We start from the raw sequence: 15,810 nt of genomic DNA on the forward strand, positions 1-15,810 counted from the left end.
CCATCTGCGCGCGCAGCGCGTCCACAATTGCAGGACGGGCTGGCAGCCGCAGGCTGACTGGAGGAGAGAAGGCGAGCAGCACAGCATCGGCCTACGGCCGATCCCGTCTCACTCCGCCTTGATCTCGCGGGCGAGTTCCGCGTCCCACATCGCGCCGGTGGCGGACATCACACTGTCCGCGCCGGCGCTCTTGTATGCCCGGTAGTCGTCCGGGGTGATCACGCCGCCGACGCCGTTGATCGCGAAGTCGAGGCCGAGCTTCTCACGCAGGGCGGCGAGGCGGCGGACCATGTCGAGCCCCGCGCCGCGGATCGCGTTGCCGCACACGCCGGAACGGTCGCGGCCGGCGCCGGGCAGCGCCTGACGGCCCTCGGCGTCGACGAGCTTCGCGGAGATCGTGTTGATCGTGCTGAATCCCTGCACGGTGCCGCGTTCCACGGTGGAGCGGATCATCAGCTCGAGCGAAGAGTCGTCGGGGAAGTACGCGAGCTTGACCATGAGCGGGGTGTCGCCGATCTCGTTCTTCACCGCCTCGGTGATGCGCCCGACCAGTTGCGGATTGTGGCACAGCAGGCGGTTGTGCCCCTCGTTCGGACAGCTGGTGTTCATGACCATGACCTTCGCGCCGGTCTCCTTGACCAGTCGCGCGGTGGTGGCGTGGTCGGCGATGTAGTCCTCCTCGCTCATGCCCTCGACGCGCGATCCCTGGAAGCTCGGCACGAGCAGCTGACCGGGGCCGGCCGCCTCGATCGCGCGGAACATGTCCGGCTGCCAGCGGTCGGGGTCCTGCGAGGGCACGCCGAAGCTGTTGGAGATGGAGATCGGCAGCTCGTAGTTCGTGTCGGCGAGCACGCCCTCGTCGAGTTCGTCGCTGCCGGGGGTCAGGGAGCCGTCGGCCGACTTCGGATGCACGGCCAGCACGTTCGGGAACGGGTTGCAGCCCCACGCCCGCGAGCGCACGGTCTTGTACGTCGCGAGGTCGAAGCCCATGCGGAACGCGGCCGTCGTGAAGCGGCTGTTGAGTAGCGGCCCCGCGGGGATGCCGAACGCGAGGTTCACCGGCACGCCGAGGAACGACTCGGCGGGCTGGGCCGGTTCGGCGGCGGCCGCGCCCTCCTCGGCACCCGGCTCCCCCTTCAGCGCCTCGGCGAACAGCCCGAACGGCCCCTGTTCGTAATTGTCCTCATACGTGCGATTGACGTCGTAAAACGGTTCGAACTGCTCGCTCATATATCCTCCTTGGTACCGCTATACGTTCCAGCATAGGGCAAGGGACAAGCCGAACCGCTGACAGCGCAACGTCAGCCCATCAGCGCTCCGATGAAGGAGACGATGGCCGTCAGAGCGTTGCCGGCGACGAACACGATGAACGTCCACGACGTCCAGCCGAGGTACGTGCCCGGCGCGCTGCGATTGGCGCGCACGTAGGCCTTCAATCCCCTGCCGTAGACGACGAACGCGAGGATCGTGCCGGCGACCCCGATCAGGCTCAGGATGAGCGAGTACGCCAGATACCCGTTGTCGTCCAGATAGTGCGAGGCGAGGCCGTCGACCACGCCGCTCAGGATCGCGTTGTTGAAGATGTGCAGCGCGATCGCCCATACCAGCGAGTATTCCATCGCGACGAAACCGAGCAGCAGCCCCATCAGGAAGGCGAACGCGCCCTGCACCACATCGCCGTGGAAGAGACCGAAGAGGAGCGCCGAGGTGACGATCGCGAAGTTGCGCCCGAATGGCTTCAGTTCCTTCAGCAGGACGCCGCGGAACAGCACCTCCTCGCAGATCGGACCGATCAGGCCGATGTACAGCCACATGCTCATGGTGACGGCCGATTCGGTGATGCTCTCCGACGTGGGCGACGGCAGGGACAGACCGATGGCGGAGAAGCCGAGCTGCACCAGTGTGACCACGCCTTGAATACCGAGGCACAGGGTGAGAAACACCAGGAGCCACAACGGTTTCATGTGCGCGCCACCGTACCGGCTGACGCGCCCGATCTGCCACGGCTCGCCATAGTTGTCCCTGTGCGGCCCGCCGAGCCAGAACTCGCGGGTGAGGATGTCCTTGCGGCGCATGAACAGCAGGAACACGATCGCGCATGTCACCGCGACCAGCATCACGATGCCGGTGTGACGAATAACCATGAGGTTGGTCAACTCGGAACGCTCCGCCATTGTCACGATCACGATGGTCAGCGCGGCCATGGCAGCGCCGATGTTCATCACCACCTCATACGCCAGCGTCAGGCCGACCGGCCGGTTGACCATCCTGCGCCGCATCCGCTGCTGGACCTTGCGCGGGTCCTGCGGCAGGGTCTGCGGCACCGGCTGGACGGGCGGCATCGGCCGTACCGGCGGAACCGACTGATTAGGCATGGGGGCGGGAGCCGGAGCGGGGACGAACCGCACCGGCTGCGACTGAGACTGATAATACGTCTGCGTCGGTTGCCCCGTCGGGGCGGGATAGCTCGGAGGAACCTGGTACGGCGGATACCCCTGCGGAGCCTGCGGCGATTGCGATTGGGATTGTGATTGCGACGATTGCGGCTGCGACGGTGCCGCCGGCCGCTGCGGCTCTTGGTTTGTGTTCATGATTCATACGCTAATCGCTCAGACTGTGGAACGCATGACAGTTGTACACACGCGTCGACCCTGGTACACAGATGATTACCAGCCTTTGCCCAGCTTTGCCCAGCTTGTCGGTCACGAACCGCGCCGAAACCGTCACGCATCTCCCGACCTTCCCACGCATCAAAAGCGCCGTCAGTGGCGAATAATCCACTGACGGCGCTTTCTTGAAACGGATCGGAGTATCGGCAATGTCATTTCGGTGTCAGATCATCGCCTCTCAGCCCATCACCGCGCTGACGTAGGAGAAGATGGCGGATGCCAGGGTGATCGCGACGAACACGATGAACGTCCACGAGGCCCAGCCGGAGTAGGTGCCCTTCACACTGCGGTTGGCGCGTTGGTACTCCGTAAGTCCCTTGCCATACTTCGCAAACACGATGATCAGGCCGATCAAACCGATCGCAATGATGGCCCACATGAATGCCGCGTCCCCGGTCTCGCCGAAGTAATGCGTGATGCCAGCACTCAGTCCGCCGAGGACCGCGTTGTTGAATACGTGGAGCGCGATCGCCCATATCAGCGAGTACTCCATCGCGATGAAGCCGAGCACCAGGCCCATGGCGAACGCGTAGGTGCTCTGCACGAGATCCTGATGGAACAGGGCGAATATCAGCGCGGACGTGACGATCGCGAAGTTCTTGCCCAGCGGCTTCAGCTCCTTCATCAGCACACCGCGGAACAGCACCTCCTCGCAGATCGGCCCGATCAGACCGGCGTACAGCCACATGCTCACGGTGACGGACGCCTCACTGATGCTCTCAAGCGCCGGTGAGACGAGATCGACGCCGACCTGGCTCAGTCCCCAGGTGATGGCCATCCGCACTCCCTGCACGCCGAACGCAAGGGCCAAGAATACGAGGGCCCACCTCGGGGTCATGCGCGCGCCGCCGTATTGGCTGATGTGTCCCAACTGGTTCGGTTCGCCGTAGGTGTCGGTATGCGCGCCTCCCAGCCAGAACTCGCGTGTGAGGATGTCGCGCCGACGCACGATCGTCAGGAATCCGACGGCGACGAGCACTACGGCGAGGCTTGCCACACCTTGCCCCCGGAAATACTCGTCACGACTGGAGGACGTGAAAGCGAGGAAGGCGAGGGCGGCACTGCCGAGGATGATCAGGATCATCTGGTAGATGAGCGTCACCCCCATCGCCCGGTTGATGACGCGGCGACGCCATCCACGCCACCACTTGCGCTGTTCGGGGGATTCGGGGGATTCGGAGGCGGAAACGGAGACGGGCTGCTGCGGCTGCAGCGGCTGAGCGGTGAGTACCGACTGGGACTGAAGCGGCTCAAGTGCCGGCCGCTGCGGCTTCGTGGTTGTAATGTTCATGATTCCAAGGTATCCGTTGGAAACAGGGCGATTCCGGCGGTGTACACACGCGTCCACCCTTGTACACACACGTCTACAGACGGTTGTCGAGGACACCCATCGCGCCTGAAAACCCACCTTTTGGCTCCCCTTGTCAGGGGAGCTGGCTCGCGAAGCGGGACTGAGGGGTAGTCAGAGGACCAGAATCCCCCTAACTGCACAGACCGACCACTAGAATGGCGCGTATGAGTGCTGAGAAGGGACAATCCGCACAGTCCGTGCCGACGCTGGTGGCCATGGTGGACAACGACCGCATGGCACTGCTGGCGTTGAAGGGGATTCTGCCGCAATTGCTGCCGTCGGCCCGTTGGATCTGGGACGCACAATCGGCCGACGAGGCGGTGCGCAAGGCGCTGGACCCCGAGACCCGCCCGAAACTGCTGCTGGTGGACATGTCGTTGGGCGACGCCACCGGCGTGAGCGTGTGCCGCAAAATCCGCATGCGCACCGATCGCGTGGCCTTGCTTGGCATCACCGCGTTCTCGGTGTCCGACTATGCGACGCGAATCGCCGAGGCGGGTGCACAGGGCATCGTTTCGAAGGCGGATATCCCGCAACTCGCGCAGGCGCTGCGCATGGTGTCGTCGGGCGAGGTCTACACGCCTCCCGCCTTGCGTTCGATGGTCACGTTCCGTACCGCATCCGAAGCGCATCGACTGCTCGTCGACACCGTCGATGACGCCAATGAGGGCAACGACGGCAACGCCCCCGAACGCCCCAAACTGGGTTCCAAGGAGGCGGAGACGCTGCATCTGCTCTCGCGAGGGCTCACCTACGACCAGATCGCCGCGCAATGGGGTGTCGCGGCCTCCACGGTTCGCACGCACGCCCATCGCGCGGTCGACAAGCTCGGCGCGAATTCGCTCGCGCACGCGATCGCGATCTGGCTCAGTCAGTGAGTTCCGAGCGGGATGTCGGCGCTGATCATCCAGGTGTCGTCCAGATTGCTGGTGGTGAGGGTGCCGCCGACCATCTCAATCGCCGCGCGATGCAACGCCAGTCCGCTGCCGTGGCGCCTCCCGTGCACCAGGGTCTTCGATTCGTCCGCGATCGCGTTGACCTCGCTGATGCGGATATGCTCCGCGGTGATCTCCACGAACAGGCTGTACGCGGGCTCGTCGATCCGGCGCGAGCTCGCCGCGGCGTTGGCACCGGCACCGGCGTTGGCATCGCCAGTCTCGTCGACATCGTCCATCGCGCAATGCCGCACGATGTTCGCATAGATCTCCTCGGTCAGCCCCATGACCACGCGTCGCACGGGTTTGGGCACAACGACGTCCGGCGCGCTGTTGAATCGGGTGACGCCGGCGAGTCCCAGCATGGTCATCGCCCGATTCTGATCCTCAATGTACTTCTCAAGTTGGGCGTCGAAGGACAGATTGCCCGCATGCGCTCCGACGGCGCCGCCAGCGTCATACCCCTCCTCCGCGGTCAGCTCGGTGATGTCCCGCTTGCCGTTGAGCACGTCGATGACCTCGTGCACGCGGTCGAGCGCGTGATGCGATCTGGCGTAGATCGCGTCGAGCACCTCATCGTCATCGTCCATCGCCTTGGCGCGCCAGGCGAGCATCGCGATGGTGGACATGTCGTTGGCCACGGAATCATGGATCATGTGTGCAAGCTCCTGCTCGCGCGTGATCCGGTCGAGCATGCGTTCGACGCGCGCCACCCGCTCGCCCGCCGCGGATGCGCGACGGAACGCGGCGCCGAAGACGACGAAGAATCCGAGGATCATCAGATCGAGTATGAACGTACCGACGACGATGAGGATCGTGTAGAGCGGCGAGACCTCCATCGAGCGCACGGGAATCGTACCGTCCGCGCCGATCCTGTTGAACTCCTCGACCATGCCGCGGATCACACCGCCGCCGATCGACGCCGTGTCGAACAGAGCGAAGCAGACGGCATCGGCCAGCGAGTACGCGAGCAGCACCCCGATCATCGCTCGATTGGACAGCGCATACCCGATCGCCAGGAAAACGGTGATGATGGCCGTCCCGCCGCTCGCCCACCACACGTCGACCGGCAGGAACGGTACGACCAGCAGCAGCACCGGCGCGAGCAGGCATATCAGTCTGGTTCGGAACGGCACGGCGACGACGACAACGAGCCATCCCAACGCCAGCAGCATCTGCGTAGGACTCGCCGGCGGGACGAGGATCATCTCGATCACCAGAAGAACCGCGCCGACGATCGCGTTCTTCTCCAGAAAATGCGGCTCGCGCAGCCACGCGCGGACGCGCCGTGTCAGATCACGCAGTTCATTTACCGCCATTGCGCTGCCCCATCCCCGTTATGTGCCGGATTATGGATCGGATCGGCACCGGCCGCCGGAACAGTGCGATCCGACGCACCGTACCCGCGCAGCACCGGCTTGTCGAATCGCACGCCCCTGGGATTGCTGGGCAGAATCATCATCACGACGGAGATCAGATTCGACAGCAGGAACGCGCCGAGAATACCCATCACCGATGCGGTGAGACCCATGATGCTGATGGCCGTGTCGTCGGACCCGACGACGAGGAAGAAGCCGACGGCTCCCGCAATGAGTCCGCCGAACATCACGCCCAACGGCGCCAGATACCACCATCCGCGCAGATTCACGTCATGCAGACGACGAATGGACAGCGACAGCTGGGGCAGGAAACACACCAGCTGAGCAGCGATCATGGCCAGCGTCATGATGTCCGACAACGGCGTCTCGGGCGATTCCTCCCCGTTCCATCCGGCCGAGAAACCGGCGGAGAACGCTCCCGACAATGATGACGGCGAGTCGATGGCGGCATCCTTCACTCCGAACGCCGACGCTATGCTATACGCGGCAAACCCCACCACGATCTCGACGATCACCATGAAGAGAACCGCCCACCAGTATTCGCCGCGGGAGGCGCGTCCGCTGTAGATGAACGTCTTGCGGAAGAACCGCACGATCGCGTCGCCGAATCCGATGCCATACCACGGCGCGTCGAGCGGCGGTTTGGCGTTCGGCATGTACGCGTACTGCGTATACGGGTTGACGGGGGATTGTGGAGCGTACGGTGCCGGAGTGAACGGGCCGTCATTCCCCTTGACGGATCGGTCGTCGCCGGCGAATCGGTTGCTGCCATCGCTGCCGTTACTGTTGTCCTCACGCATCAGCGGATCCTTTCCTCGTTATGCTCCACTCAACCGCATCGAACGTCGTTCGTCCAGCCGGGCGGTATCAGGTCGACATCTGTGTACAGTGCCGCCGTGGAGACGGCTCGCTCGGATACAGTGGGCCGTATGAACGAACTTGGGGAAGGCTCCGGCACTGACGGCTGCGACGACAACTGGCGATCGCTGCCCGGCCGCACGCGAACGGCGTGGCTCGTGAACGAGGCGATCAGCTGTGTGATCGCACTGGCGGTATGCGGCGTGGTGGTCGCGGTCTGTGTGGCGAACGGCTGGTGGGGATTCTGGCAACGGCTCATCGTGGGCCTGTTCGCCGCGTACGCCGTGCTGGATCTGGCGTTCCAGCCGTTGCAGACGAAGTACGCGTACACGTTCTACCGGTTCCGTATCGGCGAGCGCGATCTGCGCACGCGCAGGGGATGGCTGCTGCGCAAGTCGACCGCCGTGCCGTACAACCGCGTGCAGCATGTGGATACGAAGCAGAATCCGGTGCTGCGTCACTTCAATCTGACCACGGTGGTCGTGCATACAGCCGCCGACGAGGTGGAGATCGAGGCGTTGGATACGGCCGAGGCCGAACGCGTGGTGGCGTTGATCACTGAGCGTGTGGCGAGCGCGAAGGATGACCTGTGATGGGTGCGTTCGGGACTCCTGCCGAAGCACGCTCCGGCGCACATGCCAACGGATGGCGGATGTTGCATCCGCTGGGGTTGCTCGTCGCGCTGGTTCAGTCGATCCGTGCGATCATCAGCACGTTCATCTCGCTGCTGGTGGTGTTCCGTCTGCTGATGGAGGGGCAATTCCCCTCTTGGGTCACATGGGCGATCATCGTGGCGGGCGTCGGACTGACGATCGTCGAGCCGATCATCCGATGGGCGTCGACGAGATATCGGCTTGGCGTGGACTCGCTGCAGTTCCGCTCGGGACTGTTCTTCCGCAAGAACCGCACGATCGGCTATGGCAGCATCCATGCGATCAGCAGTTCGTCGCCGGTGTACATGCAGCCGTTCGGCATCGTGCAGCTGACCGTGTCCGCCGCGGGTGCGACTGATACCGACATCACGCTTGATGCGGTGCCCGCGGCGTTGCAGCTGGAGTTGGAGCGTCTGCGGGCTCAGGCGCGCACGGGCGAGGCGATCACCGCCGGGACCACATCAACCGCAGTCACACAGGGTTCACCGTCGATTGCGGCCGCCGTCCCATCCACTTCGTCACTCGTCACGCCATCCCCATCCCAGTCATCCCCAGTTCTGCCATCCGACGCGCGCCCGGAAAGCAACGCCCCCGTCTTCCGCGCCTCGGTGCGCGACATCACGCTGTTCGCGGTCACCGATCTGGGATTCATCGCGGCCGCGTTCGTCGTGTTCGGGTTCGTGCAGAATCTGCAGGACATGCTGCCGCGTGACTGGGTGCGCACCGCGGAGCGGTCGGTCGGCGACTACGTGGCGCGGGGTGTGATCTCGATCGTCATGCTGGTGCTGGTCTGCGTGATCGTGCTGATGGTCGTCAGCGTCGTCACGTCGCTGCTGCGGTTCTATGGGTTCGAGGTGTGGCGTCGCGGCGACGATCTGGTCGTCGTGCGCGGTCTGTTCACCCGCCGTACGACGACGATCCCGGTCTCGCGCATCCAGTCGATCGTCGTACGCCAGTCGCTGCTGCGTCGCCCGTTCCACCTGTGTTCGGTGGGATTGGGGCTTTCCTCGTCGGTCAGCGGCGAGAGCGAGGAGAGCGGCATCTCCGCGGCCCGCATTCTGCCGGTGATCGGCACCGGGCGCGTGTACGACGTCCTCACCGCGATGCTGCCCGAGTGGGACCCGCGCGAACCCGGCGACGCCACGGAGCCCATCCATCGCACCGGCCGCGGACTGCTGCGCTACTACGTGACGACGCCGATCGTCGTCGCCCTCGTCGCGGCCGTGGCGGTGGGCACCGGCGTGATAGTGACGGTAAGCGGCGCACCGTCCCGATGGCTGTTCATCGTGCCGCTGGCGATCGGCGCGTACTGGACGGCCTGCCGCGCACTGAAGTCGCGCACCGAGGGGTACGCGATCCTGCCCGATCGACCCGATGCGTTCTGCTCGTCCGATTCATCCGATCCGTCCGAGCCGCTGCCCCATCGCATCCTCGTGACGGGCGCCAAGGGACTGACCACGTTCGCGATGACAACCCGACGATCGCGCGTCCAGTCGATCACCCGGTCGACGACGCCGTGGCGTGAACCGCGCGGCATCGAAAAGGCGGAGATGCCGCTGTTCGTGATGGACGGCATCTCCGCCCTACGGTTCACATTCCTTCACCGAAGCGACGCCGAAACCCTCGACGCCTGGCTCACCCGGCCTGCGGCTAGATGATGCCGCGATCGGCCAACGGGCCGGCCCATTCCTGGTCCTTGGGCTCGCGGGCGGAGGCGATGGGCTGCTCGGGCAGGTGCTTGGCGGGGATCGTCTTGGGCTTGAACGGGAACTTCTCGGCGCGCATCTTCTCGTAGGCGGCGATGTCGTCCTCGTGCTGGAGCGTCAGGTCGATGTCGTCGTAGCCGTTCATCAGACGCCAGCGCGTGTAGTCGTTCACCTCGAACGGGAGGGTCACGTCGCCGCAGGTCACGGTGCGATCCTCGAGCGAGACAGTCATCTCACGTCCGGGCTCCTCCTCGAGGAGCTTCCACAGCAGTTCGACGCTCTCCTGCGGCATGATCGCAGCGAGCACACCGTTCTTGGCGGTGTTGCCGTAGAAGATGTCGGCGAAGCTCGGGGCGATGACCACGCGGAAGCCGTAGTCGTGCAGCGCCCACACGGCGTGCTCGCGGGAGGAGCCGATGCCGAACTCCGGGCCGGCCACGAGGATCTGGCCCTTGCCCGCGTATTCGGGCTTGTTGAGCACGAACTCGGGGTCGCGGCGCCACGCGTAGAACAGCGCGTCATCGAAGCCGGTCTTGGTGACGCGCTTCAAAAACACGGCCGGGATGATCTGGTCGGTGTCGACGTTGGAGCGGCGAAGCGGCACGCCCACGCCGGTCAAAGTGGTGAGTTTTTCCATGAATTGTCCTTTCGGGGTCTCCCCCACCCGGCTCTGCCGGGAGCCCCCTCGTCGGAGTGGACCGCGGAGGGGGCCGATGCGAAGTTTGCGAAGTCGGAGTCGATGGTCGATGGATCAGCGGGTCACAGGTCGGCGGGCGACGAGATCGTGCCGCGGATGGCGGTCGCGGCGGCGACGGCCGGCGACGCCAGATGCGTGCGCGAACCCTTGCCCTGACGTCCCTCGAAGTTGCGGTTCGACGTCGAGATCGAACGCTCGCCCGGCACCAGCTTGTCCGGGTTCATGCCCAGGCACATCGAGCAGCCGGCGTTGCGCCATTCGGCGCCGAAGTCCTCGAACACCTTGTCGAGTCCCTCGCGCTCGGCCTCGAGGCGCACACGCGAGGAGGCGGGCACGACGAGCACGCGGTGGATGTTCTTCGCCTTGTGATGGCCCTTCATGATCGCGGCGGCCTGACGCAAATCGTCGATGCGGCCGTTGGTGCACGATCCGATGAACACGGTGTCCACGGCGATGTCCTTGATCGGCATGCCGGGCTTCAAACCCATGTAGTTGATCGCGCGTTCGGCGGCGGCGCGCTTGGTGGCGTCGGCGATCTTGTCCGGCTCCGGCACGCTCGCGGTGATCGGCAGGCCCTGACCGGGGTTGGTGCCCCACGTCACGTAGGGGCCGAGCTTGGTCGCGTCGATGTCCACGACCTTGTCGAACACGGCGTCGTCATCGGTCTTGAGCGTCTTCCAGTACGCGACCGCCTTATCCCACATCTCGCCCTCCGGCGCGTGCGGACGGCCCTTCAAGTATTCGAACGTGGTCTCGTCCGGGGCGATCATGCCCGCGCGGGCACCGGCCTCGATGGACATGTTGCACACGGTCATGCGCTCGTCCATCGTCAGGTCGCGGATCGCCTCGCCGCGGTATTCGATGACGTAGCCCTGGCCGCCGCCGGTGCCGATCTTCGCGATGATCGCGAGGATGATATCCTTGGCGGTCGCGTCGGCCGGCAGCTTGCCGTTGACGTTGATCGCCATCGTCTTGAATGGCTTCAAGGACAGGGTCTGCGTGGCCATCACGTGCTCGACCTCGGAGGTGCCGATGCCGAACGCGAGCGCGCCGAACGCGCCGTGCGTGGAGGTGTGCGAGTCACCGCACACGATGGTCATGCCCGGCTGGGTGAGGCCCAGGATCGGGGCGAACGCGTGCACGATGCCCTGATCGGCGTCGCCCAGCGGGTGCAGACGCACGCCGAACTCCTTGCAGTTCTTCTCGAGCGTCGACAGCTGCAGGGCGCTCGTCTTGTCCGGGTTCGGACGGTCGATGTCGACCGTCGGCGTGTTGTGGTCCTCAGTCGCGATGAGCTGATCGACGTGGCGCGGCTTGCGTCCCGCCAGCCGAAGACCCTCGAACGCCTGCGGGCTGGTGACCTCGTGCATGAGCATCAGGTCGATGTACAGCAGGTCGGGCGCTCCATCGCTGCCCTTCCGTACCAGATGATCGGCCCAGACCTTCTCGGCCAGTGTCGTTCCCATGAGGATTCCTCCTAATTTTCTTCGCGCTAGGTATTGCTTTTGCGCTTTGTTCGTGGTAATAGACTATGCGGCGGCTCTGAGGGCGATCACATTCCGGCCGGATTATGAGATACATGATGTGGCCACGCATTCGCACACGTGCGACGGATTGCGTCGATGAGACATCGCACACGGACATCCTTCCGCAATTCGATCAAATGCTTGATTCCAGGCCCGAATCGCCTATCATGCCTCGCCATATCCGCACTTTTCCGCTGTGCGTTTTCACTGACGAGTCGTCGTTTTCCCCTTCTCCATACCCCCGCAATGCAAAGCTCACCTCGTGAGACACCTCCTCGATTTGGCATTTCACTATGTGAGATGGTATAAACGGCAATTATGACTTCAACAAGCGCAGACCCCACCGTGGCCGAAACGCCGCTCGCGGAACAGATCCCCGCCGAAGAACCGACCTCGGAGACCGCCGAGCAGAACGACGGCGAGGTACACTCCGGCGTCGGCGTACTTGACAAAACCGTAAAGATTCTCGACGCCCTCGAAACCGGCCCCTCCACGCTCGGCCAGCTCGTCGCCGCCACCGGACTGGCGCGACCGACCGCCCACCGCCTCGCCATCGCACTGGAACGCCACCGCTTCGTGCTGCGCGACCAGCACGGACGCTTCGTGCTCGGCTCCCGCTTCGCCGAACTGGCCGCGGCCGCCGGCGAGGACCGTCTCCTGACCGCCGCAGGCCCGATCCTGCAGACCCTGCTCGACCGCACCGGCGAATCCGCGCAGATCTACCGCCGTCAGGGCGATCAGCGCGTCTGCATCGCAGCCGTGGAACGCGCCTCCGGCCTGCGCGATTCGATCCCCGTCGGCGCGATGCTGTCGATGGAGGCCGGATCCGCAGCCCAGATCCTGCTCGCCTGGGAGGATTCCGAGCGCATGCATCAGGGCCTTCGCCACGCCAAGTTCAACGCGACCAAGCTCGCCGCCGTGCGCAAGCGCGGCTGGTCCGAGTCGGTCAACGAACGCGAGGAGGGCGTGTGCTCGATCTCCGCGCCGATCCGCAACGCCTCCGGCCAGGTGATCGCCGCGATCTCGATCTCCGGCCCGTCCGGACGCATGGGCAACGCCCCCGGCCGCCGCTACGCGCCGCTGGTCATGGCCGCCGGCAAGTACCTGACCGAGGCTCTGATCAAGGCCTCCTCCGGCCGCTGAGCCGATTCCTTTCTCTCGGCCCCCTCTGACGAGGGGGCTGTCGCCGACCGCCCACGCGACGGTCATGCCCCACGGCTCGGCCCCCTCTGACGAGGGGGCTGTCAGCGAAGCTGACTGGGGGAGAGAAAGTCCGGGACAAAACCAGAGAAGGCCTAGCTAAACAGCCCCTTGATCTGCGCCCACAGCGACGGCTTGCGCAGCAGATCGTCGCCCTCCCCCTCCTGCGGGGGCTTGGCGTTGAGCGCGTACGTGTACGCCTTCTTCGAGCTCGGCTTGCCGACAAGCTCGCCGAACTCCAGCAGCTGCGTGCGCGGCTCGTACGGGTGACGAATATCGAACTCGATGAGTCGCGTCGCCCGCTTGGCCGGCGCCGGGCCGTAGGTGTCGAATCCGCAAGTCGGCGTCGCGGTCATCAGCACGCCATCCAGTTCACCGACGAACCCGTTGCGATGGTCGTGTCCGGTCGCCACACCTATATACAAAGGCGCATCCGTGGCATCCCGCTCGGACAGGATCGCGAATTCGTCCGACTCGTCCGGGCAGCTGATGCCCTCGCCCAGATACCCGCCGGGGCGCACCTTCTCCTCGTCCAGCACGTAGTACTGCGAAGCGTGACCACGGTATCCCTGCATCGCGTACGCCGTGGTCGACGAGACCGGCTTGAGCAGGCCGTAGTACTCGGGCAACGGCAGATGCTGGAACACCCCCGATTTCGCCCCGATCAGCCTCGGCACCTCACGCAGGAAACCGAGCGTGTCCTCGGACGGACCGGAGAACCCGCCGCCGTGCACGTAATCGCCCGAATCGAGAATGACCAGCCCCAGCACCGTACGCTTGTTGTCCGGGTCAGCGACCGGCAGCGCGAACGTGCCCACCGCATGCGGATACACCACCTGATCATGCAGCAGGCTATCCACGGGCAACACGTCGGCCTCGACCCCGGGAGTCGGGTTCACACAGCCGGGGAACCCGCGGTAGATCGCGTCGAGCTCCGCGTTGTCGAGCCCGCACTGGAAATCGTGATTGCCGTACGTGACCGCGAACGGCACCTTGCGGTCGATCAGCGGCTGCAGGAACTGGCCGATCGCGCTTTGCACGAGGTCGCGCGTGCGTGACATCGCCTCAGCCGCGGCTTCGGCGTCGTCGAACTCGTTCGCGGGGCTCCAGCGACGCTTGCGGAACGTCGGCGCGAACGCCGGGTCATATCCGGCGATCTGATTGCCGGTGAAGACGACCAGATCCGGACGCACCGCATCGAGACTCGCCCCGATCAGGCGGATGGTGTCCTTCGCGACCTTCGCGCCGGCCTGGATGTCCGCGACCTGCAGGACGCGGAACTTGCCGGAGGTGTGGAACTGCAAGCGCCCAAGACGCGCCGATATGGACAGAGGTCGGGTCTCCCCCGCCTCCGCCGGCCTGATCCTCGGCTTTGAAGACAACCCTTCGGGCGCACGCTGTGTTTCCGTCATATCCCCCACTGTAGCGATGATTCGGCTAACCGTATATTTCCCACGACGCATTTTCCATCGCACTGTATGTATTTCATGTATTTCTACTGCATATCCTGTTACGATGCATTCCCATTGCGAACGCACGCCGCGCACACCGCACACTCGCACTGAAAACAAAAAACCCTCGCTTTCCGCGAGGGTCATTGGCTGGGATGCCTGGACTCGAACCAAGAATGGCTGAACCAGAATCAGCTGTGTTGCCAATTACACCACATCCCAATTTGGCAGGCGTACAACCTTGTGAGCTGTGCGTCTTCGTACCCCCGACCGGATTTGAACCGGTGTTGGCGCCGTGAGAGGGCGTAGTCCTAGACCGCTAGACGACGGGGGCATATTCAGTTTTTCACTGGCTGCTCGGCGAACCGCGCAACAGGTGATTAATATACGCGGCATACCCAGATGACGCAAGTCACGGCGTGTCGCCAGCATTTCCAACGTTTCGCACCGCCACCGGTCACCACATCACCCACTGACGGCCGCCGACCACCCACTAACCACCCACTGCCCCACCGATCACCCCACTACTCCACCCCAGCGGGAGAGACCACAACCAGTCTGACGGAAACCTCTCACCGAGGAGGTCAACAGCGAGACAAAGCGGACACATGCCACCGGAAACCTCTCACCAAGAACAGTTCCGCAAGAGTTCTCCGACACGGCATGGCCACAACCTCTCGCCAAGGAGCCTCCCCGCGAGACAAAACGGTCACAAGCCACCGGAAACCTCTCACCAAGAACAGTTCCGCGAGAGTCCCCCAACGCAGCATGACCCCAATCTCTCGCCAAGGGGCACCCTGGCGAGAGATCAGTGACACAACCAGACAGACAGCTCTTGCCGCAGGCGTCAATGCCCAAGAAAAGCGACCAGGTACGGTCAGACCAGATACAGAAAAACCCTCGCATCTGGCGAGGGTTCCTTCGCTGGGATGCCTGGACTCGAACCAAGAATGGCTGAACCAGAATCAGCTGTGTTGCCAATTACACCACATCCCAATTTGGCAAGCATCTACAGGTAACTGTAAGTGCCAAGTACCCCCAACCGGATTTGAACCGGTGTTGGCGCCGTGAGAGGGCGTAGTCCTAGACCGCTAGACGATGGGGGCATATTCAGTTTTCACCGGCTGCGAGGCGAACCCGCCGCGCAACGAAAAGTTAATTTACGGGAAAGTCAAGCATCAAGCAAATCACGGCGTGTCGCACACGGACGCGTGCGGTCGCACATGGTCGCGTACACATCCAAAGACGTCACCGCAATCCCTGAACCCTAAGCCGCAGGACACCTCAAGGCAGCACATCAAAAACACCAGTCAGCAGAAGGCCTTACGCGGCCCTACTGATGAATCATCAACGACTCTACTGATGAATTATCACAAGTCCTACTG

At 64.1% G+C, this 15,810-nt stretch carries 12 protein-coding genes and 4 tRNA genes; 4 read left to right on the forward strand and 12 right to left on the reverse strand.

The features are described from left to right. Nucleotides 1-108 precede the first annotated feature (108 nt). The 3 genes from EMB92_RS05540 to EMB92_RS05550 all read right to left on the reverse strand — a co-directional run bounded on the left by EMB92_RS05540 (nucleotide 109) and on the right by EMB92_RS05550 (nucleotide 3,960). Complete coding sequence (locus EMB92_RS05540) at nucleotides 109-1,230, reverse strand: beta/alpha barrel domain-containing protein (protein WP_150394065.1); 1,122 nt, start codon at nucleotides 1,228-1,230, stop codon at nucleotides 109-111. Nucleotides 1,231-1,301: 71 nt separating this feature from the next. Then, nucleotides 1,302-2,342, reverse strand: coding sequence for a CPBP family intramembrane glutamic endopeptidase (locus EMB92_RS05545; RefSeq protein WP_150394066.1), 1,041 nt, complete (start codon nucleotides 2,340-2,342; stop codon nucleotides 1,302-1,304). Between the two features lie 505 nt (nucleotides 2,343-2,847). Next, a complete protein-coding gene (locus tag EMB92_RS05550; RefSeq protein WP_150394067.1) occupies nucleotides 2,848-3,960 on the reverse strand; it encodes a CPBP family intramembrane glutamic endopeptidase in 1,113 nt (370 codons plus the stop codon). A gap of 224 nt (nucleotides 3,961-4,184) precedes the next feature. Between EMB92_RS05550 and EMB92_RS05555 the strand changes: the two genes are divergently transcribed. After that, complete coding sequence (locus tag EMB92_RS05555; protein WP_181162461.1) at nucleotides 4,185-4,898, forward strand: response regulator transcription factor; 714 nt, start codon at nucleotides 4,185-4,187, stop codon at nucleotides 4,896-4,898. Here EMB92_RS05555 and EMB92_RS05560 read toward each other — a convergent pair. Beyond that, nucleotides 4,892-6,274 carry a sensor histidine kinase gene (locus EMB92_RS05560; RefSeq protein ID WP_150394068.1) on the reverse strand — a complete coding sequence of 461 codons (1,383 nt, stop codon included), beginning with the start codon at nucleotides 6,272-6,274 and terminating at the stop codon, nucleotides 4,892-4,894. The genes EMB92_RS05555 and EMB92_RS05560 overlap by 7 nt on opposite strands. Then, nucleotides 6,265-7,134 carry a DUF805 domain-containing protein gene (locus tag EMB92_RS05565; RefSeq protein WP_150394069.1) on the reverse strand — a complete coding sequence of 290 codons (870 nt, stop codon included), beginning with the start codon at nucleotides 7,132-7,134 and terminating at the stop codon, nucleotides 6,265-6,267. The genes EMB92_RS05560 and EMB92_RS05565 overlap by 10 nt, the downstream gene beginning before the upstream one ends. Nucleotides 7,135-7,263: 129 nt before the next feature. Between EMB92_RS05565 and EMB92_RS05570 the strand changes: the two genes are divergently transcribed. Then, on the forward strand, nucleotides 7,264-7,785 hold the full coding sequence (locus tag EMB92_RS05570) for a PH domain-containing protein (RefSeq protein ID WP_150394070.1): 522 nt from the start codon (nucleotides 7,264-7,266) through the stop codon (nucleotides 7,783-7,785). Nucleotides 7,786-7,844: 59 nt separating this feature from the next. Next, on the forward strand, nucleotides 7,845-9,503 hold the full coding sequence (locus EMB92_RS05575) for a PH domain-containing protein (RefSeq protein ID WP_190973568.1): 1,659 nt from the start codon (nucleotides 7,845-7,847) through the stop codon (nucleotides 9,501-9,503). On the opposite strand, the gene leuD is transcribed toward EMB92_RS05575, so the two are convergent. Then, nucleotides 9,496-10,188, reverse strand: a complete 693-nt coding sequence (gene leuD / locus EMB92_RS05580; RefSeq protein ID WP_150394072.1) for a 3-isopropylmalate dehydratase small subunit — start codon at nucleotides 10,186-10,188, stop codon at nucleotides 9,496-9,498. The genes EMB92_RS05575 and leuD overlap by 8 nt on opposite strands. A 122-nt stretch (nucleotides 10,189-10,310) precedes the next feature. After that, entirely contained in the window at nucleotides 10,311-11,714 is a 1,404-nt protein-coding gene (gene leuC, locus EMB92_RS05585) for a 3-isopropylmalate dehydratase large subunit (RefSeq protein WP_043164707.1), read from the reverse strand. Between the two features lie 378 nt (nucleotides 11,715-12,092). Here leuC and EMB92_RS05590 point away from each other — a divergent pair, with 378 nt between their 5' ends. Next, entirely contained in the window at nucleotides 12,093-12,917 is an 825-nt protein-coding gene (locus EMB92_RS05590) for an IclR family transcriptional regulator (RefSeq protein WP_043164708.1), read from the forward strand. Nucleotides 12,918-13,069: 152 nt separating this feature from the next. Here EMB92_RS05590 and EMB92_RS05595 read toward each other — a convergent pair whose 3' ends face one another. From EMB92_RS05595 to EMB92_RS05615, 5 genes are all read right to left on the reverse strand, one after another. Continuing rightward, a complete protein-coding gene (locus EMB92_RS05595; protein ID WP_107044148.1) occupies nucleotides 13,070-14,386 on the reverse strand; it encodes a metallophosphoesterase in 1,317 nt (438 codons plus the stop codon). A gap of 186 nt (nucleotides 14,387-14,572) precedes the next feature. Further along, a tRNA-Gln gene (locus EMB92_RS05600) sits at nucleotides 14,573-14,647 on the reverse strand. 39 nt (nucleotides 14,648-14,686) lie between these two features. Beyond that, nucleotides 14,687-14,759: transfer RNA gene (locus EMB92_RS05605), tRNA-Glu, on the reverse strand. A 590-nt stretch (nucleotides 14,760-15,349) separates the two neighbouring features. Continuing rightward, a tRNA-Gln gene (locus EMB92_RS05610) sits at nucleotides 15,350-15,421 on the reverse strand. A gap of 37 nt (nucleotides 15,422-15,458) precedes the next feature. Then, nucleotides 15,459-15,531 (reverse strand) — tRNA-Glu (locus tag EMB92_RS05615). Nucleotides 15,532-15,810 lie beyond the last annotated feature (279 nt).

It is taken from the genome of Bifidobacterium callitrichos, assembly GCF_008698085.1.
GTDB lineage: Bacteria > Actinomycetota > Actinomycetes > Actinomycetales > Bifidobacteriaceae > Bifidobacterium > Bifidobacterium callitrichos.

Bases quoted from the DNA above. Each gene is read 5' to 3' on its own strand.
- EMB92_RS05560 (WP_150394068.1), bottom strand. From the start codon at position 6,274: ATGGCGGTAAATGAACTGCGTGATCTGACACGGCGCGTCCGCGCGTGG.
- leuC (WP_043164707.1), bottom strand. From the start codon at position 11,714: ATGGGAACGACACTGGCCGAGAAGGTCTGGGCCGATCATCTGGTACGG.
- leuD (WP_150394072.1), bottom strand. From the start codon at position 10,188: ATGGAAAAACTCACCACTTTGACCGGCGTGGGCGTGCCGCTTCGCCGC.
- EMB92_RS05540 (WP_150394065.1), bottom strand. From the start codon at position 1,230: ATGAGCGAGCAGTTCGAACCGTTTTACGACGTCAATCGCACGTATGAG.
- EMB92_RS05565 (WP_150394069.1), bottom strand. From the start codon at position 7,134: ATGCGTGAGGACAACAGTAACGGCAGCGATGGCAGCAACCGATTCGCC.
- EMB92_RS05595 (WP_107044148.1), bottom strand. From the start codon at position 14,386: ATGACGGAAACACAGCGTGCGCCCGAAGGGTTGTCTTCAAAGCCGAGG.
- EMB92_RS05545 (WP_150394066.1), bottom strand. From the start codon at position 2,342: ATGCCGCCCGTCCAGCCGGTGCCGCAGACCCTGCCGCAGGACCCGCGC.
- EMB92_RS05570 (WP_150394070.1), top strand. From the start codon at position 7,264: ATGAACGAACTTGGGGAAGGCTCCGGCACTGACGGCTGCGACGACAAC.
- EMB92_RS05590 (WP_043164708.1), top strand. From the start codon at position 12,093: ATGACTTCAACAAGCGCAGACCCCACCGTGGCCGAAACGCCGCTCGCG.
- EMB92_RS05550 (WP_150394067.1), bottom strand. From the start codon at position 3,960: ATGAACATTACAACCACGAAGCCGCAGCGGCCGGCACTTGAGCCGCTT.
- EMB92_RS05555 (WP_181162461.1), top strand. From the start codon at position 4,185: ATGAGTGCTGAGAAGGGACAATCCGCACAGTCCGTGCCGACGCTGGTG.
- EMB92_RS05575 (WP_190973568.1), top strand. From the start codon at position 7,845: ATGTTGCATCCGCTGGGGTTGCTCGTCGCGCTGGTTCAGTCGATCCGT.